This is a genomic window from Polaribacter sp. Asnod1-A03, from assembly GCF_045063585.1.
In the GTDB taxonomy this organism is placed as follows: domain Bacteria; phylum Bacteroidota; class Bacteroidia; order Flavobacteriales; family Flavobacteriaceae; genus Polaribacter.
The window spans coordinates 3,608,207-3,632,960 of the sequence record NZ_JBEFOE010000009.1 but is presented as its reverse complement, the minus strand read 5'-3'; the positions used below and the strand labels follow the sequence as shown (position 1 = coordinate 3,632,960).

At 27.0% G+C, this 24,754-nt stretch carries 24 protein-coding genes; 6 read left to right on the top strand and 18 right to left on the bottom strand.

The window, feature by feature from the left end; all coding sequences use genetic code 11:
- Positions 1-11: 11 nt before the first annotated feature.
- Together ACJJVY_RS16320 and dprA are read right to left on the bottom strand one after the other, a co-directional pair.
- On the bottom strand, positions 12-1,079 hold the full coding sequence (locus ACJJVY_RS16320; RefSeq protein ID WP_405611698.1) for a hypothetical protein: 1,068 nt from the start codon (positions 1,077-1,079) through the stop codon (positions 12-14).
- Between the two features lie 23 nt (positions 1,080-1,102).
- Positions 1,103-2,206, bottom strand: coding sequence for a DNA-processing protein DprA (gene dprA / locus ACJJVY_RS16315; RefSeq protein ID WP_405611328.1), 1,104 nt, complete (start codon positions 2,204-2,206; stop codon positions 1,103-1,105).
- Between the two features lie 96 nt (positions 2,207-2,302).
- Between dprA and ACJJVY_RS16310 the strand changes: the two genes are divergently transcribed.
- The 3 genes from ACJJVY_RS16310 to ACJJVY_RS16300 all read left to right on the top strand — a co-directional run bounded on the left by ACJJVY_RS16310 (position 2,303) and on the right by ACJJVY_RS16300 (position 4,314).
- Positions 2,303-3,223, top strand: a complete 921-nt coding sequence (locus ACJJVY_RS16310; protein ID WP_405611325.1) for an SPOR domain-containing protein — start codon at positions 2,303-2,305, stop codon at positions 3,221-3,223.
- A 71-nt stretch (positions 3,224-3,294) separates the two neighbouring features.
- Positions 3,295-3,804 carry an acyl-CoA thioesterase gene (locus tag ACJJVY_RS16305; RefSeq protein ID WP_405611322.1) on the top strand — a complete coding sequence of 170 codons (510 nt, stop codon included), beginning with the start codon at positions 3,295-3,297 and terminating at the stop codon, positions 3,802-3,804.
- Positions 3,805-3,819: 15 nt separating this feature from the next.
- Positions 3,820-4,314, top strand: coding sequence for a mechanosensitive ion channel family protein (locus ACJJVY_RS16300; RefSeq protein ID WP_405611320.1), 495 nt, complete (start codon positions 3,820-3,822; stop codon positions 4,312-4,314).
- Positions 4,315-4,317: 3 nt separating this feature from the next.
- Here ACJJVY_RS16300 and ACJJVY_RS16295 read toward each other — a convergent pair whose 3' ends face one another.
- The 4 genes from ACJJVY_RS16295 to ACJJVY_RS16280 all read right to left on the bottom strand — a co-directional run bounded on the left by ACJJVY_RS16295 (position 4,318) and on the right by ACJJVY_RS16280 (position 8,319).
- The gene (locus tag ACJJVY_RS16295; RefSeq protein WP_405611318.1) at positions 4,318-5,553 is read right to left on the bottom strand and encodes a murein hydrolase activator EnvC family protein; all 1,236 of its coding nucleotides are present in this window, start codon (positions 5,551-5,553) and stop codon (positions 4,318-4,320) included.
- Positions 5,553-6,254 carry a DUF4292 domain-containing protein gene (locus tag ACJJVY_RS16290; protein WP_405611316.1) on the bottom strand — a complete coding sequence of 234 codons (702 nt, stop codon included), beginning with the start codon at positions 6,252-6,254 and terminating at the stop codon, positions 5,553-5,555. The genes ACJJVY_RS16295 and ACJJVY_RS16290 overlap by 1 nt, the downstream gene beginning before the upstream one ends.
- 70 nt (positions 6,255-6,324) lie before the next feature.
- Positions 6,325-7,302: a tetratricopeptide repeat protein gene (locus ACJJVY_RS16285; RefSeq protein ID WP_405611313.1), complete on the bottom strand. Its 978-nt coding sequence runs from the start codon at positions 7,300-7,302 to the stop codon at positions 6,325-6,327.
- The gene (locus tag ACJJVY_RS16280) at positions 7,303-8,319 is read right to left on the bottom strand and encodes a sugar phosphate nucleotidyltransferase (RefSeq protein ID WP_405611310.1); all 1,017 of its coding nucleotides are present in this window, start codon (positions 8,317-8,319) and stop codon (positions 7,303-7,305) included.
- A gap of 299 nt (positions 8,320-8,618) precedes the next feature.
- On the opposite strand from ACJJVY_RS16280, the gene ACJJVY_RS16275 reads away from it, so the two are divergent.
- Entirely contained in the window at positions 8,619-10,478 is a 1,860-nt protein-coding gene (locus ACJJVY_RS16275) for an ABC-F family ATP-binding cassette domain-containing protein (protein WP_405611307.1), read from the top strand.
- Here ACJJVY_RS16275 and ACJJVY_RS16270 read toward each other — a convergent pair.
- Positions 10,475-11,191: a 3'-5' exonuclease gene (locus tag ACJJVY_RS16270; protein ID WP_405611304.1), complete on the bottom strand. Its 717-nt coding sequence runs from the start codon at positions 11,189-11,191 to the stop codon at positions 10,475-10,477. The genes ACJJVY_RS16275 and ACJJVY_RS16270 overlap by 4 nt on opposite strands.
- 103 nt (positions 11,192-11,294) lie before the next feature.
- Positions 11,295-12,170, bottom strand: coding sequence for a T9SS type A sorting domain-containing protein (locus tag ACJJVY_RS16265; RefSeq protein WP_405611301.1), 876 nt, complete (start codon positions 12,168-12,170; stop codon positions 11,295-11,297).
- Positions 12,171-12,391: 221 nt separating this feature from the next.
- On the opposite strand from ACJJVY_RS16265, the gene ACJJVY_RS16260 reads away from it, so the two are divergent.
- Positions 12,392-13,090: a response regulator transcription factor gene (locus ACJJVY_RS16260; protein WP_405611298.1), complete on the top strand. Its 699-nt coding sequence runs from the start codon at positions 12,392-12,394 to the stop codon at positions 13,088-13,090.
- Between the two features lie 17 nt (positions 13,091-13,107).
- Positions 13,108-14,151, top strand: a complete 1,044-nt coding sequence (locus ACJJVY_RS16255; protein ID WP_405611295.1) for a sensor histidine kinase — start codon at positions 13,108-13,110, stop codon at positions 14,149-14,151.
- Here the strand turns inward: ACJJVY_RS16255 and ACJJVY_RS16250 are convergent.
- The 10 genes from ACJJVY_RS16250 to ACJJVY_RS16205 all read right to left on the bottom strand — a co-directional run bounded on the left by ACJJVY_RS16250 (position 14,116) and on the right by ACJJVY_RS16205 (position 24,749).
- The gene (locus ACJJVY_RS16250) at positions 14,116-15,186 is read right to left on the bottom strand and encodes a glycosyltransferase (protein ID WP_405611292.1); all 1,071 of its coding nucleotides are present in this window, start codon (positions 15,184-15,186) and stop codon (positions 14,116-14,118) included. The two genes, ACJJVY_RS16255 and ACJJVY_RS16250, sit on opposite strands and share 36 nt — an antisense overlap.
- 191 nt (positions 15,187-15,377) lie before the next feature.
- Positions 15,378-16,652, bottom strand: a complete 1,275-nt coding sequence (gene purD / locus ACJJVY_RS16245; RefSeq protein ID WP_405611289.1) for a phosphoribosylamine--glycine ligase — start codon at positions 16,650-16,652, stop codon at positions 15,378-15,380.
- A gap of 49 nt (positions 16,653-16,701) precedes the next feature.
- Positions 16,702-17,472 carry a glycosyl transferase family 2 gene (locus ACJJVY_RS16240; RefSeq protein ID WP_405611286.1) on the bottom strand — a complete coding sequence of 257 codons (771 nt, stop codon included), beginning with the start codon at positions 17,470-17,472 and terminating at the stop codon, positions 16,702-16,704.
- A 3-nt stretch (positions 17,473-17,475) separates the two neighbouring features.
- Entirely contained in the window at positions 17,476-18,831 is a 1,356-nt protein-coding gene (locus ACJJVY_RS16235) for an exopolysaccharide biosynthesis polyprenyl glycosylphosphotransferase (RefSeq protein WP_405611283.1), read from the bottom strand.
- Between the two features lie 21 nt (positions 18,832-18,852).
- Entirely contained in the window at positions 18,853-20,019 is a 1,167-nt protein-coding gene (locus ACJJVY_RS16230; RefSeq protein ID WP_405611280.1) for a glycosyltransferase family 4 protein, read from the bottom strand.
- Positions 20,009-20,557, bottom strand: a complete 549-nt coding sequence (locus tag ACJJVY_RS16225; protein WP_405611277.1) for a putative colanic acid biosynthesis acetyltransferase — start codon at positions 20,555-20,557, stop codon at positions 20,009-20,011. The genes ACJJVY_RS16230 and ACJJVY_RS16225 overlap by 11 nt, the downstream gene beginning before the upstream one ends.
- Positions 20,535-21,365, bottom strand: coding sequence for an O-antigen ligase family protein (locus ACJJVY_RS16220; protein ID WP_405611696.1), 831 nt, complete (start codon positions 21,363-21,365; stop codon positions 20,535-20,537). The genes ACJJVY_RS16225 and ACJJVY_RS16220 overlap by 23 nt, the downstream gene beginning before the upstream one ends.
- A 400-nt stretch (positions 21,366-21,765) precedes the next feature.
- Positions 21,766-22,848 (bottom strand): glycosyltransferase, encoded by a 1,083-nt coding sequence (locus ACJJVY_RS16215; RefSeq protein WP_405611274.1) that lies wholly within the window; start codon positions 22,846-22,848, stop codon positions 21,766-21,768.
- Complete coding sequence (locus ACJJVY_RS16210; protein ID WP_405611271.1) at positions 22,826-24,013, bottom strand: O-antigen ligase family protein; 1,188 nt, start codon at positions 24,011-24,013, stop codon at positions 22,826-22,828. The genes ACJJVY_RS16215 and ACJJVY_RS16210 overlap by 23 nt, the downstream gene beginning before the upstream one ends.
- Positions 23,997-24,749, bottom strand: a complete 753-nt coding sequence (locus ACJJVY_RS16205; RefSeq protein WP_405611268.1) for a glycosyltransferase family 2 protein — start codon at positions 24,747-24,749, stop codon at positions 23,997-23,999. Before ACJJVY_RS16205 ends, ACJJVY_RS16210 begins: the two co-directional genes overlap by 17 nt.
- Between the last annotated feature and the right edge of the window lie 5 nt (positions 24,750-24,754).

The following is a 24,754-nucleotide window of genomic DNA, read 5'->3' as shown; positions in this document are numbered from 1 at the left end:
GGAAATAGCTTCTAAAACAAATCTTTGTTACGGATATCTAAATAATTACGTTTTACAAAAGATAAAATAGTTTCTAAAATTTCTCCCATATTATTACAGTCTTTAAACTTAACGTCTCCTACATATTTTATTAAATGTTTTTTTAACAATGCTACATTTTCTGGGTAAGAAATGGTATCGTTTTTCATACATTTAATTAACCATTCTGTTCTTCTTGGTGTTGTAATCATACGCTTTGCCATAAAAGAACGTTCTTCTATTTTATATTGTTCTATAGAGCTATTTTGTAGTTTTTTACTTACCATTTCTACCATCTTAAAGTTTTCTTTCATAAACTGAAGATTGTAAACTTTTAAATTACCTTCAAAAGATTGCTGATCGAAATCGATCGCTCTAATTTTATAAATAATATGATAAAAATCGTGTGTTGGTGTAACTACATAATTATAAGAACGCATATCTCCCAGCAAACGAACTAGGCAACGCTCTTTAAACTTTACAAATTCTTTGGCAATTTGTGTTTTTTCTGATTCAGTACATTTTGGTAAGAAATTTTTTATAAAATCGTCTCCAGGAATACCAACAATATGCTCTTCTATTAAAGTGTCTTTGTACACCAAAAAATTAATATTATGCGGAGATAATATGTGCTCTAATTCTAAACCATAAACTCTAGAAGCATCTGCCTTTTTTACATAAAAATACGTGTAATTATCGTTTAAGATATTTCTTACTTTTATTCTAAATGGTTTTGAGTTACCGAATGTACAAAAGTCTATAGCATCTACATTTAAAAAAGGTAAAGTTTCATCACTTCCATCAGAAAGCAACATCATGTATATTTTTTTTAAACTTTTGTCTATTTCTATTCTATCCCATTCAGAATAATAAGTACGTATCCAAAGTGTGTCTTCATCATTTTTATCATAAACAGTTACAGAACCTTGAAAACGTAATAAATCATCATAAAAAATTGGGATTTTAACATTCCTCTTATATTTTTTTAAATATTCACTCAACATTTCATTAACAGGAAATGAGGGTTTCTTTTTTGACATTAATTTTTTCTCGGATTTCAACATATTTTCAAAAATAAGCAATATTAAGCAAGCTCAAACATCTTTCCTGGCAAAGGTTTTAGAACCCCTTTTAATTCCATTTGTAACAATATAGAAGATAATTGATAGATAGGAATGTTACACTCTAAAGAAATAATATCTAAAACTTGTTTACCATTTAAATGAAGGTAATCATTTATTTTCTGTTCGTCTTCATTTAATTCTACAAATAATTGCCTTTGAATTTGTGGTGTTTGTTTTTCCTTTAAATCCCAATTTAACATTTTTACAATATCTTTTGCAGAGGTTAGTAAGTTTGCTTGATTATTTTTAATTAAGTTATTACAGCCTTTGCTATAAATATCTGTTGCTCTACCCGGTAAAGCAAAAATATCTCTATTGTAGGAGTTGGCAATATCTGCCGTTACTAAAGAACCTCCTTTTTCTGCACTTTCTATTACAATTGTTGCTTTAGAAATACCAGCAACTATTCGGTTTCTTTTTAAAAAGTTTTCCCTTAAAGGTTGCTCTTCACTCCAAAACTCTGTTATAAAACCGCCGTTTTCATTTACTTGATTTATATATTTTTTATGTACTTTGGGATAAATCTGCTCAAAACCATGTGCTAAAACAGCTATGGTTTGTAAATTATTTTCTATCGCAGCTTTATGCGCGCAAATATCTACTCCATAAGCAAAACCACTTATAATTGTAGGATTGTATTCGGCCAATTCATTTATTAAATTATTACAAAAATCTCTTCCGTAAGAACTCATATTTCTTGTACCAACAATAGAAATGATATTTTTATTAGTAAAATCTAAATTACCATCTTTAAAAAAAAATATAGGAGAATCTATACAATTCTGAAGGTTTTCAGGATAATCTTCATCTAGAAAATAAGAATAAGAAATTTTGTTTTTTTTGATGTAAAACAATTCTTGTTCTGCTAAATTGATGTTTTTCTGATCAAAAAGATGTTTTAAAACATGAGAACCAATTCCATTTATTTTTGATAAAACAACAGGTTTTTCTTTAAAAACTTGTTCTATATCTCCCACATTTACAATAAGTTTCTTTGCTAAAATATCTCCAATAGCCTTGCATTTCTGCATTCTTAAGATAGCAAGTAGTTTTTCTTCTTTCAAATTGATAACTTTTTGAATACCAATATATAAAATAATTGTTGATAAAATTGTTAAGAAATTGTTTTACAAAACAGCATAATATCTATATTTGCTACAATGAATTTAGCTACATACATAAACGATTTATTATACAGATACGATTGCGTAATTGTACCAGATTTTGGCGGTTTTGTAACCACAAGAATTGGTGCTAAGATGGATAGAGATATGCAAACTTTTTATCCGCCTACAAAACAAATTACATTTAACAGTCATCTAAAACATAACGATGGTTTATTAGCTAATTATATTGCTTCTGCAGAAAACACTTCTTTTGATAAAGCTTCTTCTGCAATTTCTTTATCTGTAATTAAATGGCAAAATCAACTACAATCTGGTGCAATACAAATAGATAATTTAGGTGTTTTAACTTTAAATGAAAACAAACAAATTATTTTTGAACCAAATACAACCGTTAATTATTTAACAGAATCTTTTGGTTTAACTAATGTTAAATCTACTGCAATCCCTAGATTAAAAGAGCAAGCTGTAGTAAAACCATTAGTAGCTAATGTACCTGTTAAAGAAGACAAAAAAGTAATACCTGCTTTTATTAAATATGCAGCTACTGCGGCAATTTTATTAACTTTAGGTGTTGCTGGTTATAATGGATATCAAAATAATCAACAAAAAGAAGTTTTTGCAAAAAAAGAAAAAGCAATACAACAAAAAATTCAAGCAGCTACATTTGTAATTTCTAATCCTTTACCAACAATAGATTTAAATGTTGTTAAAGAGGTTTACAAACCTTATCATATTGTTGCTGGTGCTTTTCAAGTTATAGAAAATGCAGAAACAAAAGTAAACCAATTAAAAGCAAAAGGGTTTGATGCTTCTATAATTGGCACTAATAAATGGGGATTAATACAAGTTGTATTTAGCAGCTATGTTAAGCGTAACGATGCGATTAATAACCTTTACAAGATTCAAAAAACAACATCTAAAGACGCTTGGTTATTGGATGAAACTTTAAATTAATTGAAGTTTCTTTAACAGTTTAAAGGTTTTCTTTAAATTAGCGATTCTTATATTTGCCAAAATTATTATTCATGGAAGCAAAAACTCCACTAGAATCATTAACAGTACTTACCGATTTAGTTTTACCTGGTGAAACTAATTATTTAGATAATCTTTTTGGTGGCGAGTTACTTGCTAGAATGGATAGAGCTTGTAGTATTGCTGCAAGACGCCACTCTAGAAGACTTGTTGTTACTGCTTCTGTTAACCATGTTGCTTTTAGTAAAGCCATACCTGTAGCAAGTGTAGTTACTGTAGAAGCCAAGGTTTCTAGGGCTTTTAAAACTTCTATGGAAGTTTATGTTGATGTTTGGATAGAAGACAGACAATCTGGACATAAAACTAAAGTTAATGAAGGTATTTATACTTTTGTTGCTGTTGATGAAACTGGTAAACCTGTAGAAGTGCCACAAATTATACCAGAAACAGAAATAGAAAAAACTCGTTTTGAAGATGCTTTAAGACGTAAAGAGCTGAGTCTGGTACTAGCAGGAAGGTTAGATCCAAAAGAAGCAAGTGCCTTAAAAAAAGTTTTTCTATAAAATAACAAATACAAAATGGAACTAGACCACTATAAAATAATAACATCTGTAGCTATTTTTATAGTTGCGTTTTTTGTCCGTTTATTAATAACTAATTCGCTTAAAAGAATTCAGATAAAATTTGGGTTTCAAGAGGCTAGAATATTAGTTACTAATAAAATAATTACTGTACTTATATACATTACCGTAATTGTATTTATCTCTTTTCTTTGGGGTGTAGACGAAAAACAATTGTTAATATATGTTTCTTCTTTTTTAACCATTTTAGGGATTGCCTTTTTTGCACAATGGTCTATACTTTCTAATATTACAGCAGGCGTTATTTTATATATTAATTACCCCGTAAAAATAGGAGACTCTATTACAGTTCTAGAAAAAGACAACAATATTACTGGAGAAATAAAAGATATTGGTGCTTTTTTTATCACCTTAAAAACACCAGAAAAAGATTTAATTACCTTACCGAACTCTATTATACTTCAGAAAAATATTAGGTATTATTCTGAATAAAATTTATCTTCTTAAGATCCAAGAAGCAGGGTTTAATCTTGTTGTATTTTTAAATAACACAAAAATTAAAGTTGTCTTTTTAGAAACTTTATCTGTAAAAATCTGACCTATTTTTTGTCCTGTGCCTACTCTTTCTCCTTTTTTTACGTAACTAGATTCTAAATTATTATATGAAGTTATATAATTACCATGCTGTATTAAAACATTCTTCCTTCCCTCCTTACTTACTAAAATATTTAAAACCGTTCCATTAAAAATAGCATTGGCAGAGCTACCTGTTTTAGTAACAATATGTAAACCTGTACCATTTATTGTAATTCCAGGAAAAGAAGGATGTGGTTGTGTACCAAATCTTCTAACAACAATACCTTCGCCAACCGGCCAAGGTAATTTTCCTTTATTTTGTTCAAAACTTGCCGCTAAAGCCTTTGCCTCTGGCGTTAAAACAAACTCATTTTTCTTAACTGCTTTCGGTTTTGTTTTTAATTTAGAATTTGCAACTTTATTTGCTTTAGCAATTTCAGCTTTAATTAATTTATCTATACTTGCAGTAACTCTTTTTTCTTCAACAATCTTTTTTCTTAAATCTCGCTTGTACTTACTTCCTTTCTTTTTTATTAAAGAAATTAATCTTTCTTGATTCTTTTTATCATCCTCAATCTCTTGTTTCTGATTTTTTTGAGCAAGTAGTAACGTGTCTTTTATTTGTTTTTGATAAAACAAAGAATCATTGTACTTCTCAACTACCTTTGCTTGGATAACAATACCTTCTCCTTGTTTTTTTCGATAAGCAGTATATTGTTTCATATACTCTAATCTTTTATAAGCTTGATAAAAATTCTGAGAAGAAAGCAAAAACATAATTCTACTTTGTTGAGATTTACTTTTGTATGATTTTAAAATCATGCTTCCGTAATCTTCTTTTAGTTTTTTAAGCTCTTTTTCTAATTTATCTAATTTTCTTTCGTTAGCTCTAATTTCTTTAGAAAGTGCATTTGCTTCTAAATTAATAGTAGCAATTAATCGCTCTCTAACTTCAATTTTTTTATTTAAATCTTTTAATTCTTCTAAAGCGTTTTTCTCCTTTTTTTGTTCTTTAAATAACAAGGAATTCACCTGCTTAATTTCTTTATTTAATTTTATACGTTGTGCTTCTAATTGCTTTCTTGTTTGACCAATAACAGCAAAAAAACTGAATAAAAATATTAAAATTGATATGTAAAGCTTTTTATTTATCACTACAATTCAATTTGTTTATAACCTTCTGGTATCTTAAATGACGTATCTACATCCTCATCAAATACTACAGATTTTAATACAAAATCTATATTTGTAAATTTCTTTGGTTCTTTCGCATTTATTTGAATCTCTTGAGGAAAATACACATTATCTATCAATTTATAAGAAGGATAAAAGACATCTAATCTTTGTTCTTTAGCAGAATTTACAACAGATTGCTTGTCTAATTTAAAATGTGCTGGATTCACAAAAAAGAAAATATCAAATAAATCTTCTTGAATTTCCGGTGATAAAACGTACGAATTGTTTTCAATATTTATATTTTGTTTCTCGTCTTTTAAATTGATTAAAGATTGACCCAAAAATAAATTTTGTAGTTGGTTAAAATTGATATCTACACCTAATAAATCTTTTATAAATGTAAAATCTCCATCAAAATAAACCTTTGCAAAAGGAGAGTAAAAACTTACCGAAGTTGGTGTTATTTTAGCTTTAAATACAGTAATAAACTTAGTTCCTTTTAACCAAATCACCTCATCTTTTACCATTCTTAAACTTACAGAGATACTTTGTTTTACTTTTCCGTTGTTATAGTTTGCTTTAAACTTTGCGTCGACTGATTCTTTGTCAAAACCTGAAGAAATATGTTTTCTTATTACTTTTTTTGCCGACATTTCTTTGGCGATAATATTTGTATCCATTAAATTCTTGTTTGATTTACAAGAAGTAAATAAGATTAAAAACAGCGTAAAATATTTTAGAATTTTCATTTTAAATTTTCATTTTTTTAATTTTATCGGTCAACTTTTCTTCTTCTTTAAAGTTACCCAAACCTTTGTAAGATTTTGCCATTTCTTTGTAAAAATCCACTTCCATTTTATCTTCTATAACAAAATCAATACCACTCTGTAAAGTGGTTAACGCAATATTATATTCTTTCTTATAATTTAATGCTTTTCCCTGCATTAAATATACAAAAGGTTGTGCAGGAAAAAGAGAAATTCCTTCACTACTATATTTTAAAATTTCAGAATTATCTTTAGAAGTTAATAGAATTTCTTTTAAAATAGCATAAGATTTATTTGCTTCGAACTGCTCTAATAAAGAAAACTCTTCATCTATTTGCTTCTTTAAAACAACCTCTTTTTTGGGTCTTTCTAAATCTGTTTTTAATCTTTTTAAACTAGGAGAAAGTACTTTTTCTTTTTCCATAATGTTTAATAAAGCCAATGATTTTTCTAACTCATTATTTTGCAAATATAACTTTATAAGTAAATCTCTTTCTGTTGCATCTAAAGCAACTATTTTTTCTTGAATTAAAATACTTTCAGAAAAATTTTTCTCTTTAAGTTCTATTTTAACCAGATGTTTTAACATCCAAATATTATTTGGTTCTTTTTTTAAAGCTCTATTAATGTATTCTTTTGCTAATAAGGTGTTTTTTAATAAAAAATAATTTTTAGAAAATTCAAAAAAAACAGCAACATTGTTTGATATAATCTGGTTACAGTTTTCTAAGTTTTCTAAGGCCTTTTGGTAGTTTCCAATCGATTTTTCTGATAAAGCTTTAAAAAAATATTGCTGAAAATTCAACTCTTTTTCTTCTGTTAAATCTTTAGCAATTGGTATACTGTCTTGCGATACGCAATTCATAGAAAAAAGAACAAAGAATAAAGAAAAGAGAATTAATTTATATTTATAAATACCTCTCTTTTCTTCTAATTTTTTTATCTTAATTCTATATATCATTTATGTTAATTCTGTATAATCACCTATACTTACAGAAGTAAATTCCCCATTATATTTGGCGTAATTACCAATCATAGCATTGTCTAAATTTGCATTAGAGATTTCTACATTTGTTTGAATAAGAGAGTTTACAATGGTAGAATCTTTAACTAAACTATTTTTTCCTATAGAAACATAAGGGCCAATTTTAGTGTTTTTAAGAACTACATTTTCTCCCACAAAACAAGGTTGAATAATTTCTGAATTTTCTAAAACAACATCATCAGAAACTAAATTATTACCTGCATTATGCTCAAAACCTAATGTTTGTTTATTTGTATCTACAGTTGGTTCTTTCTTACCACAATCCATCCAAGCACTTACAGTACCAGGCACAAATTTTGCACCTTGTTCTTTTAAAGATTCTAAAACGTTTGTAAGTTGATATTCATTATTTTCCTTTAAATCATTATCTATTAGATATTGAATTTCTTCTAATAATTTATCTCCATCTTTAAAATAATAAATTCCGATAATTGCTAAGTCAGAAACAAATTCTTTTGGTTTTTCTATAAAATCTGTAATAACACCATCATTCAACTTTACTACACCAAAAGCACTTGGGTTTTCTACTTTACTCACCCAAATTGCTCCGTCTGCGTTTACATCTAAAGTAAAATCTGCTTTAAACAATGTGTCTGCATACGCAACAACACAAGGTCCGCTTAAAGACTCTTTAGCACAATAAATTGCATGTGCAGTTCCTAAAGCTTCTTCTTGCACATATACAGAACCTTTTGCTCCTAATTCTTTCGCTATTTTTAATAATTGTTCTTCTGTATCAGAAGGAAAACCTTTTGTTCTAGGACCTATTACAAAGGCAATTTCTTCAATTTCTTCATCAATAACAGAAGCTATATCTTCTACTAAACGCTGTACTATTGGTTTACCAGCAATAACTGTTAAAGGTTTAGGCACTGTTAAAGTATGAGGTCTTAAACGAGAACCAATCCCCGCCATTGGTACGATTATTTTCATTTTATTTCTTTTCTATTACAGTATGCAAGATACCATTTATTAAGAGATTCTATAATGTTTTTAAATTTAAAAAATTAATATATCACTATAAAAATTAACTTTTAAAGGATAAAAAAACTGTAAAAAATCTTTTGCAAAATTACCTATATATAGGTATTTACAAACACTAATTATTATAGGTATATTTACAACACAATTTTATATATATTTCCCTCAAACTCTATTTATATAATTGATGTTGAAAACTCAAGTTAATTCTTGGGTTTTTTTGTTTCTTTGCCAAACCTAAATATAACTTTGTGAATTATTTATCAGTTGAAAATATCTCTAAATCTTATGGAGAACGTATCTTATTTGAAGACATCTCTTTCGGAATTAATAAAGACCAAAAAGTTGCTTTTGTAGCTAAAAACGGAAGCGGTAAAACGTCTATCTTAAATATTATTGCAGGTTTAGATGTACCAGATTCTGGACAAGTTGTTAGTAGAAAAGGTATTTCTATTGCTTATTTGGCTCAAAAAGATGATATAGATCCAAAGTTAACTATAGAGGAAACTATTTTTGCAACTGATAATAAAATACTATCTATTGTTAATCAATACGAAAAAGCATTAAAAAACCCTGATGATGCAGATGCCTATCAAGCTGCATTTGATTTAATGGATCAATACAACGCATGGGATTTTGAAACACAATACAAACAAATTTTATCCAAATTAAAACTAGAAGATTTAACTTTAAAAGTTGGTGCGCTTTCTGGAGGACAAAGAAAACGTTTGTCTTTAGCTATTGTTTTGATTAATAAACCCGATTTATTAATCTTAGATGAACCAACAAATCATTTAGATTTAGAAATGATTGAATGGTTAGAAGCTTTTTTTGCCAAAGAAAAAATTACGCTTTTTATGGTAACGCACGATCGTTACTTTTTAGAACGCGTTTGTAATGAAATCTTAGAGTTAGACGAAGGAAAAATATATAAATACAAAGGAAATTACTCTTATTATTTACAAAATAAAGAAGAAAGATTAGCTTTAGAAGCTACCAATTTAGGTAAAGCTAAAAGTTTATTTAAAAAAGAATTAGATTGGATGCGAAAGCAACCAAAGGCAAGAACTACAAAATCTAAGTCTAGAACAGACGATTTTTATGCAATTAAAGAAAAAGCACATCAACGCAGAAAAGATCATCAAGTACAATTAGAAATTAATATGGAACGTTTAGGAAGTAAAATTCTTGAACTTCATAAAGTTTCTAAATCTTTTGGTGATAAAAAGATTTTAGACGTATTTGATTATGTTTTTAAGCGAGGAGAACGTGTTGGAATTATTGGTAAAAACGGAACAGGAAAGTCTTCTTTTTTAAATATTATTACAGAAACAACTCCTGTAGATTCTGGTAAAGTTATTTTAGGTGAAACTGTAAAATATGGATATTATACACAAGCCGGAATTAATATTAAAGAAGGCCAAAAAGTAATAGAAGTTGTTAAAGAATTTGGAGAGGAAATTCCTTTAACAAAAGGAAGAAGAATTTCTGCTTCGCAACTTTTAGAACGATTTTTGTTTGATAAAAAGAAACAGTACGATTTTGTTGAAAAACTGTCTGGAGGAGAACAAAAACGTTTGTACTTATGTGCTGTTTTAATTCAAAATCCTAACTTTTTAATTCTTGATGAGCCTACAAACGATTTAGATGTTGTAACTTTAAATGTATTAGAAAGTTTCTTATTAGATTATCCAGGTAACCTTTTAGTTGTTTCTCACGACCGTTATTTTATGGATAAAATTGTAGATGCTCTTTTTGTTTTTAGAGGAGAAGGTGTTGTCGAAAATTTTCCAGGAAATTATTCTGATTTTAGAGCTTATGATAGTTCTGAAACCAAAGAAGTTGTTGAAAAGAAAGTAGTAGAAGTAAAAGTTGAAAAGAAAGTTACTAAAAACACCTTAAGCTTCAATGAAAAACGTGAGTTTGGCGCTTTAGAAGCAGAAATAGAAAGGTTGCAAAAAAGAAAAGAAACGATTGAAACCCAATTTTTAAATGTAGAAATTGCTTCTGATGACATTGCCGAAAAATCTAAAGAACTGCAAGATGTTATTAATACTTTAGAAGAAAAAGAAGAACGTTGGTTAGAGCTCTCAATGAAGTTAGAAGATTAAACTCTAATAATATTTTCTTCTTTTAACAATTCTTCATTATTAAAACGAAGTAATATTTGAGCAATAGCAATAGTGTCTTTTTCGCAATAAGTTACAATTCTTTGTATGTTTTTTTCTTTGTAATAAACATCTGCAACCTCGCTACCATCAATATCATCTTTTGGTGATGGAACACCTAAAATTGAAGTTAGCAATTTTAAAGAGGTGTAATGTTTGTAATCGCCAAATTTCCAAAGTTCTAAAGTATCTATATGTGGCACTTCCCATGGTTTTTTTCCAAATAAATTCAATTTTTTAGGCAATTCTATTTGATGTACAATCATTCTTCTAGCTATAAAAGGAAAATCGAATTCTTTACCGTTATGAGCACACAGAACATGCTCTTTTTTACCAAAATGTTTGTCTAATAAAATTTTAAAATCGGTTAAAAGTTTATGTTCATCATCACCAAAAAAAGAGGTTATTCTTAGTTGTTTTTTTTCTTTATCATCCGTAAAATATCCAACAGAAATACAAACTATTTTCCCAAATTCCGCCCAAATACCTGCACTATTATAAAATTCTTCTGCAGTAACACCTTCCTTTCTTTGATATTTAGTTTTTTGCTTAAAAAATTCTTGATTTGTTATAGAAACCAAATTCCAACGTTCTTCTTGCGGAACAGTTTCTATATCTAAAAACAGAATATTATTTAATTTGTAATTAAGATTCATAGCTAATTATTTTCTTTTTCTAGCTAAATATACAAAATAAAAAAAGCTCCAAAATTAATTTTGGAGCTTTATAAGTAAGAAACAGTTTTTTAATAAAATTGTTTTATCTAATTACTAATTTTTTAGTAGCTAATTTACTTCCTTCTGTTACTTTTAAAATATAAACGCCAGAATTTAAACTAGAAACATCTAAATTTTTGTTTAACCCAGAAAAAGAAGTAGAAAATACTTTTTTACCAATTACACTAAAAATAGCTACTTCTTTAGTATCTGTACTACTACTAGATACTGTAAAGTTTTTATTTGTAATTGGGTTAGGATACGTTGCAAAACCCTCAATAGTATTATTTTTTAATGATGCAGTAGCTCCTGAAGTATAAGTTCCTGTAGGAAACACCGAATCACACTCTGCATTAGTTCCTGTATCATCACTTTTATCACAACCATCTAAAGCATTAGCTCCACTAAAACTCCAATCAGAAACATTAAAAGTTGTACTTGGTAATGCGCCAGAGCTTCTATAAGCCCAACCATCTAAGTGATCCCAATCTTCACCAGAACCGTCTACACCAACTACACCAAAAACATCAATTGCAACAGCATTTTCATATAAAACAACAGCATCATCACCATTAATATTTATATCTCCAGAAAAATATTGAGGAGTTACTCCCAAGTATTGAACAAACCCTTCAGAAGAACCATCTCCAGTAGCTGCTAAATATATAAATGTACCCGCATCAATTGCATCTGCAGGAAAAGTATAATCAACTCCATCTGACTCATTTCCATTTGCAGCTCTTTCAATTCCATAAATACTTAAATCAGGTATAGCATTTATAGCATATAACTCAATCCCTTTAGGGTAACCTCCTGGTAATGGACCATCTATTGCTCCTGTAATCATTAAATCTTGTCCAAAAGACAATACGCTAAAACATAGCGTTAGTAATAAAGTAAAAAAGTAATTTTTTTTCATGTTTTATAAATTATAAGTTATAGTGTAAAAGTAGAAATAATTTAATAAAACTAGCTTTATAGCAGATTAATTTATAGTTAACCTATTTAGCAAACCCCCAAAAAAGCTTATGTTAGTTAAACATTAATTAAGTGTTATCAAATTAAATGATTGTTAAGTAACAACCTTTCTAATATATTTATTAGTATTTTTGGTCTTCAATTTGTACTTTAATTAGTGATATGAATAAAAACGATATTAAAATTTTATTAGTTGACGATGAACCAGATATTTTAGAAATTGTTGGTTACAATTTAAAAAATGAAGGTTATCAAGTTTTTACTGCAACAAATGGACAAGAAGCCATAAAATCTGCTAAAAAAAATATTCCACATCTTATTTTATTAGATATTATGATGCCAGAAATGGACGGAATAGAAGCTTGTGAGAAAATTAGAAAGATAAAATCTTTAGAAAATGTTATTATTTCTTTTTTAACTGCAAGAGGAGAAGATTACTCTCAGGTTGCTGGTTTTGAAGCTGGTGCAGATGACTACATTACAAAACCTATAAAACCAAAAGTTTTAGTTAGTAAAGTAAAATCTCTTTTACGTAGACTTAAAAGTGAAAAAGCTAATGATGAAGTTTTTACTATTGGAGATATTATTATTGATAGAGATGAATACGTTGTTTATAAAGCTGGTAAAAAGATAGCTCTACCAAGAAAAGAATTCGAACTTTTTTCTTTACTAACCTCTAAACCTGGTAAAGTTTTTAAAAGAGAAGTTATTTTAGATACCGTTTGGGGTAACGAAGTTGTTGTAGGAGGAAGAACAATTGATGTTCATATTAGAAAACTAAGAGAAAAAATTGGCGATAACCATTTTAAAACCGTAAAAGGTGTTGGTTATAAATTTGTTTTAGAAGGAGCAGATAAATAAGTATTAGCATTGCTCTTATGAAATTTAAAAAAACATACTCTTACGCTCTTTGGTCTGCAATTTATTTAACAATAATCTCTGTTGTTCTTGCTACAATAGCTTATTATTTTATAATAAATCATTTGGGTATTGGTGCGTTGGTTATTTCTATCATTTTACTTTTTTTACTTTCTTTCTTTATAATTCAATATAGAGCAGAGCATTTTATCTATAGAAGACTTAAAAAAATATACCGAGATGTATCTATCTTAGATGAAAAAGATTTAAGAAGAGATTCTGTAACAACAGATATAGATAAACTTTCTAAAAGAATGCAAAATTTTGTAGAAGGTAAAAGTCTAGAAATAAAAAGCTTAACAAAAAGAGATTCTTTTAGAAGAGATTTTTTAGGAAATGTTGCGCACGAGCTTAAAACACCCTTATTTACTGTACAAGGTTATATTTTAACCTTATTAGAAGGTGGTGCAATAGACGACAAACAAATTAGGACAAAATATTTAGAAAGAGCAAATAAAGGTGTAGAAAGATTAGTTGCAGTTATTAAAGATTTAGACATGATTGCCAAATTAGAGAATGATGGCATGAAGATAGATATGAAAGTTTTTAACATTTTAGAATTAATTCAAAATGTTTTTGACCTTTTTGATATGAAAGCTAAAAAGAGAAATGTAACCTTAAAATTTGATAAAATATATGAGTTTCCCATTTTTGTAAAAGGAGATTTAGAAAAAATAGAACAAGTTTTAATAAACTTAGTTGTAAATTCTATTAAATACGGAAAACCAAATGGAATTACTACAGTTTCTGTTGATAGTTACAACCAAAAAAAGTTTATTATTAAAGTTAATGATGATGGAGAAGGAATTAAACAAGAACATCTTTCTCGTCTTTTCGAAAGATTTTACAGAGTAGACCAAAGTAGATCTAGAGAGCAAGGTGGTTCTGGTTTAGGTTTATCTATTGTAAAACACATTATAGAAGCACACAACGAAACCATTTTGTTAAAAAGTACTTACGGCGAAGGGTCAGAGTTTTCTTTTACCATGCAAAAAGCTAATTAATTCGGATTTCAAATCTGATTTCAAATCTGTTTCTACAGAATATAAACCTTTGTAATCTTTAAGTTTACAAAGGTTTTCTTTTGTAAAGTTTTTAATATCAGAAGAAGGAGCAATCTTTTTTTCTTCTAAATATTTTGATAGATATTCTTGTTCTGGTTGATTTTCTGTAGGAATTAAAAACACCTTTTTACCTAAAACAGCCAAATCCATAATAGAAGAATATCCAGATCTACAAATAATCATTTCACTAGAATTGATAAAATTTTGAAGTTGATGAGAAAGTAAATAATTATAAAAAGTAATATTTTCTGATGTCCATTCTCTTTGTTCTAATTCTACTTTACCTAAAACAAAAATAATCTTTCTTTTATCATTTTTAAACTCAGAAATTAATTTATTTTCTAAAAACGTTCTGTTAGATTCTGGGCCAGAAATAATGACTAAAATGTCTATATTTTTAGTTAATTCTTCTTTTTTAAATCTACTTAAAACTCCAATATATTTTAAATTGATTTTCTTTTTGGTAGATGATAATTTTCCTGAAAATTCTGAATTTTCATTATCAGGAACCCAACATTCATCAAATTTTTTAATGATTTTTTGATGAAAATAAGAAGTTAAAAAAGTAGTACCACCAGACAGTACATTTATTTGATGGGTTACATAAACAGAATGTACTAAATTACTTCTTACTCCGAATCTGTTATCAGAAATTACACCAACTATTTCTTTGTTTTTAAGCACAAAATCACTTATAATTTTGTGCTCTTTTTTTATTGCTTTTAAAACTCTAGGAATTTGAAAAAGTAATTTTACTTTTAGATTTTTACCATAAGAAATATGGTAAGAAGGTAACTCTAAACTTTCTAAAGCAGAAAATTCTTTCTTTAGAAAAGACAAAGCAATTCCATCTGAAGCAATTATTGGTATAAAATTATTTTTTAACAACTCATTAATTAACGGCACACATCTAGTTGCATGCCCCAAACCCCAGTTAAGTGGCGAGATTATAATTTTTTTTTGAGTAGTATTCATTTATACACCTACTTTAAGCTACAATTTTTATAAAAAAGCAGTTAAAATTTGAACTAAAGTTTAGATTGTAAACAAATGCGTTAAGAATTCAAATGGCATCCTTTTTTTCTTTTTCTGAAAAAAAGATAGAACCTTTCGACTTCGGTCAAGATAAATTCCAAGTCTGTTTAAACACCTAAATAAAAAATTGTTTACACTAAATCGAAACCAATGTCTTTTCTATAATTCATTTGATCGAAGTTTATTTTATCGATGCTTTTGTAACTTTTTTCTAAAGCTTCTTCAATTGTATTTCCAAAAGAAGTTACCGCCATAACTCTACCTCCGCTTGTTACAACTTTATCCTCTTTAATTGTTGTTCCTGCATGAAAAACAATAGATTCCTCTACGGTATCATAACCTGTAATTTCTTTACCTTTTTGGTAAGTTTCTGGGTAACCGCCAGAAACCAACATAACAGTTGTTGCTGTTTTATCGGTAACAGAAAAAGATTTTTCATCTAAATTTTTATTGGCAACACCTTCAAATAAATCAAATAAATCTGACTCGATTCTTGGTAATACAACTTCTGTTTCTGGATCTCCCATTCTTACATTGTATTCTACCACAGAAGGGTTTCCGTTATCATTCATTAAACCAATAAAAATGAAACCTCTATAATCTATTCCATCTTTTTGTAAACCAGCAATGGTAGGTTTTACAACTAATTCTTCTACTTTATCTAAAAATGCTTTATCTGCAAATGGCACAGGAGAAATTGCCCCCATTCCACCAGTATTTAAACCTGCATCTCCTTCGCCAATTCTTTTATAATCTTTTGCTGAAGGTAAAATTTTATAATTTTTACCATCTGTTAATACAAAGACAGATAATTCTATTCCTTTTAAAAATTCTTCTATGACTACAGTTGATGAAGCTTCTCCAAACTTTTGATTAGAAACCATTTCTTCCAATTCTGCTTTTGCTTCTTCTAAAGAGTTTAAAATTAACACTCCTTTACCTGCTGCCAAACCATCTGCTTTTAGTACAAAAGGTGGTTCTAACGTTTCTAAGAAAGAAAAACCTTCTGTTAAGTTTTCTTTTGTGAATGATTTATAACGTGCAGTTGGAACTCCATGTTTTTGCATGAATTGTTTCGAAAAGTCTTTAGAACCTTCTAACAATGCTCCGTCTTTTTTAGGTCCGATTACTGGAACGCCTTTTAAATCATTGTCTGCTAAAAAGAAGTCGTGTACACCTTCTACCAAAGGTGCTTCTGGACCAACAACTACCATTTTAATATCATTTTCTAAAACAAGTTCTTTAACTGCTTTAAAATCCGTTGGATTAATATTGATATTTTTTGCTATTTTATCTGTTCCTGCATTTCCTGGTGCTACAAAAAGTTGTTCAATTTTTTTGCTTTCCGTTAATTTTAATGCAAAAGCGTGTTCTCTACCTCCAGAACCTAAAATAAGTACATTCATTGTTTGTTGTGTTGTTGTTATTGCAAATATATTTTAATTTATTAGGAAATTAGAATCCCCACTTTAAAAAATATTTAATTGCAGATGTTGCATGTCTAAAGAATAATTTTATGTCTTTAGAAGAGCCTTGTTTTAGAACATGTACTATTTCTTCTTTCGGAAAATAAATTGTCTTTTTACCTAATTCATCTATCCTTTTACAGATATCTACATCTTCCATATATAAAAAATAACGTTCATCAAAACCCTGTAAACTAACAAAATCTAATGTTTTGTATAAATGAAAACATCCTGTTACCCATTCTACAAAAAAGGGTTTCTTTAAATCTTTATCCTTGTATTGCCCTTTGAATTTAGTTGATTTAAAAAGTGGTTGTAAAAAAGTAAACCTTCTTACTAAAAGTTCTGATATTAATGGAAACCTCCTACAGGAATATTGATGTTCTCCATTAGGAAACAAAACTTTTGGGGCAATCATAGAGACGTTTTCCTCTTTTTCTAATGCTGAAATTAAATTAGGAATAACCAATGACGTAAAACTAACATCAGGGTTTAGAACTAAATGAAATTTTGATTCTTCTTTTACTCTAGGTAATACAACATTATGTCCTGCACCAAACCCAATATTATTACCTACACCAATATACTCTACCTCTTTTTGTCCAAAAATATTCTCGAATATTTTACCTTGAGTATTGTCTATTAAATAGAGCTTTTTCTTTAACGGAGTATTTAAAAAACAATTAATTGTATTTGTAAGCTCTTCTAAATTCTCATTATAAAGAACTATTGATACAGTTAGATCTAATTTTTCTACCATTTATTAATATGCATTTTCTTCTCCTTGAGAAACATTTAAAATAGTTTTTAAAATGATTTTAATATCTAAGAAAAATGACCAATTTTCTATGTAAAAAATATCAAAACGGACTCGATTCTTAATATCTGCTCTTTTTTTAATCTCACCTCTGTAACCACTTACTTGAGCTAAACCTGTGATACCTGGTTTTACAATGTGTCTTTTTAGATAATCATCTACCTCTTTTTGATATTCTAAAGATAAACTACCTAAATGTGGCCTAGGTCCAACTATACTCATGTTCCCTAACAGAACATTAAAAAACTGAGGTAATTCATCCATACTTGTTTTTCGTAAAAATGAACCTATTTTAGTAATTCTACTATCATTTTTTGTAGCGTGTATTTTATCTGCATTACTATTTATTTTCATAGATCTAAATTTGTAACACATAAACTCTTCTCCATTAATTCCTTCTCTTTTTTGTTTAAAAATTAAAGGTCCTTTTGACTCCAATTTTATTAAAACCCAAAGAATTGGCATTAACCAAGATAAAATAAATAGGCAAACAAATAAAGAAAAAAATATATCAAAAAGTCTTTTTATATAGAAATTTTCTGCAAACTCGAAAGGTAACTTGTTTACATTTAAAACCATTAATGAATCATCATAATATTGTATACTTTGATTTTTACTATATAATTCTGTAGAATTAGGAATCAATTTAAGTATGATGTTTTTCTCAATGGCAAATTTGTTTATTTTTTTGATTTCACCATTAGATAACGTAGTTAAAGAACAATATATTTCATCTACATCATATAATTTATTATATTTAAAAAACTCTTCTAAACTACCTAAATATTCTTTATTCTTATAAACTCTGTCGGAAAAAAAACCTAAATAACTGTACCCTAAATTAGATTTACTTTTAAAGAGTTTAATGATATTTTTTGATGATTCGTCAAAACCTATTACAATAGTTTTTCTAAGGTTATTACCTAAATATCTGTAACGCTTTAAAAGAAAAAACCATAAAAACTTAAAACCTGATATACTTAAAAAAATAGAGGCCAAAACTAAAGATTGCTTGTCTACAATTTCTCCTTCTCTAAAAATACCATAATAGGTAAAATAGCCTAAGAAAAACAGTATAAACTGTTTACCTAATAAAGTAAACAGCCTAAGATATCTGGTATATCTATAAACAGCATAGAATTTTACTAAGTAAGAAGTTATAAGCCAAAAAAACGAAATATAAAATAAAAAATTAACACTTAAATATTCTTGATCAGAAATAAAATAAGCAATAAAATTTATAATAAATACATCTAAAATAATTTTAAGGGGCTTAATCAAATAAGAGTATCTTTTTTTCAAACGATTTTTTAATTTATAGTTTTAACGAAAAACTTTTAATATCATTTCATCAATTGTAAATAATTTAGCAGCTACTAACTTTTGATGTTCTTTATTGATATTTTTTTCAATTAATAATTTCATTTTTTTTACTAATGTATTTGTATCCCAATTTGTAGCAATTAAATCTAAATTATTTTTTTCAAAAAGCATTTCTATTTCACTTTCTTTATCTGTAATAACTAATAATTTACAGCCAGATGCTAACAAATTTGGTAACTTAGATGGTAAAGAGCCTTTAGAAGTATTTTCTTTTTGAGGCACAATTTGTATTGTACTTTTACTATATAACTCTTCTAAATTTTCCTTTTTTACTAGTGGATAAAAAAGAATTTTTTTATTATTATTTTGTTTTTCTAACATTTTAAATGATTCTCCTTCAGAAAAAATATAATAGACTGTATTCTCAATTTGGTCTGATGCTTTTAAGAAAAAATCATATAATTTTTCTGGGTTTTGTTTATCACCTAAAGCACCTGAATAAACTATATTATTTTTGTCCTTATCAAAAATTGATTCTAAATCATTAGTTATATTATCTGTTATGGAAACAAATGGATACTGTACTTCTAGTATTTTTTCTTGTAAAGAATATAGCTTTTTAGCCTCATTTTTCATTTCATGAGAAAGAAATAAAAGTTTATCGCAATTTAAATAACATTTTTTTTCTACTCTATGAATAAAAAAACGAATAGCTTTATTTAGAAAACCAGATTTACCTTCTGAATAAACTTCTTGTAAATCATGTACCATACCAACTTTCCTTGTTTTTTTATTTAAAAAAGGAAGAATAAAATAAAATGCAAAACTTGGCGGAAATATAGGTATTATTAGATCTTTGTTTTTTTGATGTTTTCTTAGTTTTCTTAAAACAAAAAAAGCAAAACTAAACTCTAAAACTAACCGTCTTATTATAGTTTTATTTGAATAATACAAATAAGAACCTCCTCTTATAATCTTAACACCTTTAAGTTTGTCTTTTGATTTTTTAACCTTCCATTTAGGATAAAATGGATGAAAACACAGAACAGTTACTTCATGCCCTTTATTAACTAATTCTAAAACAAAATTTGTATTAAATTTTCCGGTAGAAATAGGTTCTGGATAAAAAAATGGGGAAATTATTAATATTTTTTTTTTACTTAACACTTTTTCTGTCTCTAATTATTTTTGCAGGATTACCATTACAAACTTTATAAGCGGGTAAATCTTTATATACACTACTTCTAGCTCCAACAACAGTTCCTCTTTCTATTGTTACTCCTGGCCCTACAAAAACATCAGTTGCCAACCAACACTGATCTTTTATTGTCACTTTTTTAGAGAAAATATTAAAAGTTGACTTTTTGTAATCATGAGAAGCTGCGCAAATATAACTTTTTTGAGAGACAACCGTATTATTTCCTATTTCAATTTCTCCTAAAGAATATAGAACTACATCATCTCCAATCTGACAGTAATCGCCTATAGAAACCCTCCAAGGATATGTAACCCTTACCGTAGGTCTTATAATAACGTTCCTACCTATTTTGGCTCCAAAAAATCTCAATAAAAAATTACGAAAACCATACATAAATTGTGGAGAGTTTTTAAAAAAAACACTCTGCACAATCCACCATAATTGAACAACAAAAGCATTTCTCCCTCTAAAGTTTTTAGGTAGTTTATATGTGTCTAATTGTTGCATTAATCCTCTCTTTTTTACAAAAAATAAATAAGGATGTAAAATAACAAAATAAAACTAGTCCGTAATGCCTAGAAAGGTAATTTTCTGTAAGATTTATAAACAAAATCTGAAAAAAAATAAAAAGACCCAATAAATTATATCTTATACTTTTAAAAACAATATACAAGTATAGCAGAAATATTAAAAGAAATAAGACACCGCCATATAAGATTAAATTAAAATAATAATTATGTGTATTAAATGTACTAATTTTATAAAAATCACTATCATTATTCTCTGCAAAACAATTATTTAATTCCTCTTGCAAATTACTACCATACCCCCAGAAAGGCACTTTCTCTGTTAACAAAACATCACATTTATATATAGCAACTCTTGTATTGGTAGAGTTATAACGATTACCAATTATTGGTTTACTAATTTCATTTTTTATTTCATCGAATCTTTTTGAAACAAAACTGTTATTTAAAAAACAAAAAACAGTTAAAATAGTTAAATTACTTACTATTAATATAAGTTTTCCTCTTTTAATTTTTGGAGAAAAAGAATAAAAGACAAACAATAATACAGTTAATAAAAGTAAAATAATTACAATTCTTGAACTAAATAAAAACAAAAAGAATATTGAAAATATAATGTTTAAAAAATTAAATATTTTAGCTTTTTTTAAATTAAATAACGAAATTGTTATACTTAATAAAATGTAAGAACTAAAATATGTTGGATGTATTTCAAAAAAATAATTATTACTAACATACTCTCTAAAAAAAGGAATATTTTCTTTACTTATATAAAACAATTTATCCATCGGGTTCTTAAGTAAAAAAGTAATTAAAAACAATAATGTTTGAATTATAACTGATACTTGAAAAACAATAAGAGACTTAATTTTTATGTGATAATTTATAAATTTAGGTTTATATAAAAATAGAAGCGGAAAAATTAAAAAAGGAAGATTTAATAAAATTATTTTAGAATTATAACTTTTAGATAAGAATTCATACGATAAGAATAAAAAGAACGGAATTAAAAAAGTTAAATTTTTAAATTGAAACTTGTGTTTCTCTGGGTTTTTAAAAAAATAAAATAATGTTAAAAGTGAACATAAAATAATAATCATAGAATTATGATTAGGTTGTAGCAAAGGCAGTGTCGCTAGACTAATAAATGCCCCTTTTGTAAAATATTCGAGTGCCTTACTCATTCTCTTATTTGATTTGACAAGATTTATACAATTCTAACCAATCCTTAAATCTCTCTGACCAAGAATAATTATTAATAACAAAATTATATAATTGTTCTCCGTTTTTATTTCTTTTTTCAACATCCCATTCTAAAATTTCGTCCAAAGCAATTATTAACTCTTTTAAATTAGGGTTTATTAATCTGCCTCCATTATTGTTCCATTCTGGTTTTAAACCAGTTTGATGAGTGGTAATAACAGGCGTTTTTAATATTGCTGCTTCTAAATTTACCATCCCAATAACTTCTGAATGAGATGGAGCTACTAATACATGAGCATTACTAATTAGTGTTTGTTTTTTATCTCCAGAAATTAAACCTAAAAACTCAACTTGATTATCTATTTTTAATCGCTCTATTAAATCATCTAAGTTTGATTTATATTCATTTATTTTTCCTGCAATTTTTAACTTTACACCTTTATTCTTCATTTTTGAAAAAGCTTCTATTAAAAGATCGATTCCCTTTTTTTTATCTAATCTTCCTAAATAAAGAATATACTTTTCCTTTATTTTGTCTTTTAAAAAAACATCTTTCGAATCACTTATAAGATTAGGTATTTCTATTATACTCTCTTTATTAAATAATTTTGTAAGATTATGTTTTTCATCTGGTGTTATTGCATGAATAAAATTTGCTTTTTTAAAAACATTTTTAGCAACATTATTAAAATAGATTTTCTTTTTTACAGTTCCTTTTTTCCATAACCAAGGCTCATACATACCATGACAACTTAAAATAAAAGGAATTTTATTATCAATCGAAAATTGAGCCGATTTATATTGCGGGTACGTCCAAACACCATGTATATGAATTACATCAAAATTATATTCTTCATTGATTAATGTTATTTTTTTTATCCATTCTTTAGAATATAACCAAGGCTTACTGGTGTTTACAATAAAAATATTATCTAATTTTTCTTCTTTAGATGATAAAATACAAGAAAAAAATCCTGCTTTATTTAAATAGTGATTCAAATCCTTAATAACAGTTCTCAATCCTCCACTTTCAATTGAATAATCTTCAACTACATGTAATATCTTCATTAGAATTTTTTAAAAATATTAATAAAAAAAAGTAAAATTCAGGCGGAAAATAATGTCCTTCTCTAATCAGTTTCAGTGTTAAATAGAAAAAAACACTTTGTTGCTCTATTTTTTTATCACTTTTAAATAATTTAAAACTTCTATAAATAAAATACGTAAAAAAAAGAAAAGAAAAAATTCCTAAATCTGCAATCATTCTTAAAAATAAAGAATTTGCATCGGTCTTATTAATTTTAGAAAAATTTAAAGAAATTAAATACGGAGGAGGTGTCATTTTCGAAAAATATTTTTCATACTCATGTCTATAACTTCCTAAACCTGCACCTAAAGGTTTGTCTAAAAATATTTCTCTTACTATAAATGCATTACTTAAAAATGCATAAGAACTCAAATTTGTGTTTTTTTCGAACTTACCAGTAAAAACAGCACTTAGAGATTTATTTGTTTCTTTTAATTTTCTTACAAAAGGATTACTTGTATTTTCATCTATTGCCTCATTCCATACCGTGCTTATATAAAAAACACTACAACTTAATAGCAAAATTACCAACCAAGAATATTTTAAAAAGTGTTTTACTTTTATTAAAGGTAAAATAACTATTAATCCTAGTCCAATAAAACCAATAGAAGATTTAGATAAAAATATTGTAATTACTAAAATAAATAACCTTAAGTATTTTTTATTTCTAAGAAAATAATATGTTGCAGGAAGCATTATAGCCGCATAATGGGCAGGTTCTTGCATAATACCATTAAGTCTAAATTCTGAGAATGAGTTTATGTTTAAGTAGAAAGTAAGTATAGAAATAATTGCTATATAAAAAGAAAAATCTAAGTACACTGCAAAAAGCTTTTTTACACTAAAAAATTTTAAAAGATTATGGTAATATATACTACTTAAAGAAATACCTAAGATTTGTGCAATTAACAATTGTATTGGGCTAAGTAACAATAAATAGCTAATAGCACCATGAATCAAAAAAAAACCAATTATAAAAATTAAATTTTTATGTATTGTTATTTTTTTAGTACTAGCTAAAATGAAAAAATTTGATAATAATATTACATAATAAAGTTTGATATCTATTACAAAATGAAAAAAAAAGGCTTCTGTAAACAAAGCAAAAATACTACTATAAATTAGGTATTTATCTAATAATGACATTTAGAATAGTTTTAACTTTATACTTAAACATCCATTTAAAATAATATAATTTAGCTATAACATGATTTATTTTACCTGACTCTATTTTGGCTTTGGTTGTTTCTAAATATACTTTCTTTATTTGAGAATTACTAACACCATCTGGTGCCATAATTGCTGTAACAGCATTAAACCAATGAGTTTTTAAATTCTCTTTTGATCTTAATAGTAATTCATAATCTCCAGCAATTTCATAATCAGTATTATAAATACCGAATTTTTTAAAATAATTTTTGTTATGAAATGCACCCACATGAGCAATATTCATACTTTTTCTAAAATCTTTCCACACCCATCTATCTTTAATAATTTTGCTCTCTTCTACTTTTACAATAGAATGAATAAAATCTAATTCGTTAGGTTGTTTTTCTATTTCATTTTTATATTTCTCTAAAGCATTATCTAGATAATAATCATCAGATCCTAAAAAAGAAATCCAACTACCTTTAGCTAATTTTATTGCCTTGTTAAAGGCATCATAAATACCAGTGTCTTTTTCAGAAACCCATGTAAATCTAATATTTTTCTCTTCAAAATCTTGTTCGTAAGATTTAATAATATCTACAGTATTATCTGATGATTTTCCGTCTACAACGATAAACTCAAAATCAGATATTGTTTGGGACAACAAAGAATTTATTGTTCTTTTTAGTGTTTCTCCACTATTAAACGTTACAGTAACAACACTAAACAACATATTTT